At 39.9% G+C, this 1,987-nt stretch carries 1 protein-coding gene and 1 pseudogene; both read right to left on the reverse strand.

Annotated features, from left to right (window positions below):
- Nucleotides 1-246, reverse strand: a pseudogene (locus L647_RS0101180) (zinc metalloprotease HtpX); the annotation flags it as partial.
- Nucleotides 247-454: 208 nt separating this feature from the next.
- The coding region (locus L647_RS0101185; RefSeq protein ID WP_024609577.1) for an FAD-dependent oxidoreductase at nt 455-1,987 on the reverse strand (1,533 nt) is incomplete at its 5' end.

A 1,987-nucleotide genomic window follows, 5' to 3' on the forward strand; every position in this document is an offset into this window, starting at 1 on the left:
AAGCCAATATTCGGTTTCGTTGCGCGGTTGTGTAATTACATGTGCGCCTGTTGATCTTTTCGCGATCCATTTCGACATAAATAACGAAATAAACGATCCGCCAAAACCAAATACTGAGGCTATAAGTAAAATTCCACCAAGGCTACGATGGCTTAAACCCAGCACACTCATTATTATTGAAAGCACTACACCTAATACCAACATAACTGCTAGGTTGGTTAATAAAAACAAAAATACACGTTTCATATTGTCCTCACAAAATAGTATTGATCACTGAACGATTAAAATATTTTGTATTAAATCGGCTAAAGCAATCACGACAAAATGACACACTATGTCATTTTGTTAACGCTATTCTGTGACAAACTATGTCATAACACAAGTATTATTTTTATGTTTATTAATAATTTTTTATGTGGAGTTTTTGCCATTATTTAAACATAAAACGTGTGGGCTAAATAGCTTCACGCAGGCTGTTATTTACGCCTGCCATTTCAATTGGAAACCCACGCTCACCTGCCAATACACGCGCTACTTCGCCAATATTTTCGCGGCTATTATGTTTAAGATACGACCATTGATGAATATCACGATGATGATTTATAGTAGGATCACAGCTTAATATTCCCAATTTTATAAACTCAGCCACTATTTGATCTGCAGCTATTAACGTTGACGATGCTTTTACATTTTCAGCCCGTGCATAACTAATATGAGAATATAAACTTACATCGGCTACGCGCAAAGTGTCGTCATCCCCTGGGATTTGTTGCCCGCCAAACAAGGCATTATTTTGTGTGTTAGCACTTTTAAACGCGGGTACAAACTCGGCTATATAATCAATTGCTGTTTGGGTGCGTGTTTGCAACGCTGATTTGTCCCAGCCATCTTTAATGTAGTGCAGATATTTATTAGGAATTTTAGGCTGTGCGCTCATTGGCGTTGCATCAGCTAACCCATCATTAAACAATGTAATGTTGTTGGTCATGCCATGTATTTGAAAATATCCGTTAGGGTAAGGCGTTAGCTGCGCCATGCCCTCTGGCGTACCACGGTTACCATAAATAATTATTTCGGGTATTTGCCCACCAGCACCTTGCCAATGAGTAATGTAAGAGGCTTTAAATTCAACCATACGTTTTACATCTACCCCAACCAAGTCATCAATAATACCGGTTTGAAAACCACACGCATTAATTAGGTAATCTACCTCAATGGTTTGTGTATCGGCTTGTGAATCAGTTTGCGTATTAAGGTTTGGCTCTGATTGATATTCAATGCGCCACTTATGTGTTTGCTTATCTTTATTGGTATTTATAACTGGCGATACACTTTTAACGCTGGTGCTGGTTAAAACGTGTGCATGTTTATACTCGGCAAGCGCGAGTTGAGCACTGGCCGATAAACGAAATATATTCCAACCATATTCTTGTGCAACAATAAGCGGGAACTTTAGCTTATCTAAATCTAAATGCTTAGCGACGGGTATCATCCACTCATCTAACGACGTTGGCTTGGCTACTTGTTTTTGCTTAGCAAGCTTTAGCATTTGTGCGCGACTATATAACTGATAATAATGTTCTGGCTCGCCTAATACTTTGTTAGCGCTGTCTTGCTCAACAAGCTCGCTATAGGCTTTTACTAATTTATTTAAACGCGGAAATAAATCCTCGGGTGAGTCGTCATCGCGCTTGGGTACGGCAAATACTGTGGGGCGAACATCGATGGTATGGGGATAAAGGCGAGCAATATCTATACATTGCTTGAGTAAATCTATGCAGTCTTCGTCGGGTATTTCGCGATATAAATTGCCACCTGCGTGCAAATGGCACATTGGAGGACCATCAATTAACGACTTTTTCTTTTCAAGTACGTAAGTTTCTAACCCTAATGCAGCAAGCCTGATGGCTATTGTGGCGCCTGCTGTACCCCCACCTATTATGCCTACGCGTTTTTTAGGTAAGCCATTGTTTAGTGCTTTTGGCTC

The sequence above is a fragment of the Pseudoalteromonas sp. TB64 genome (assembly GCF_000498095.1).
In the GTDB taxonomy this organism is placed as follows: Bacteria; Pseudomonadota; Gammaproteobacteria; order Enterobacterales; family Alteromonadaceae; genus Pseudoalteromonas.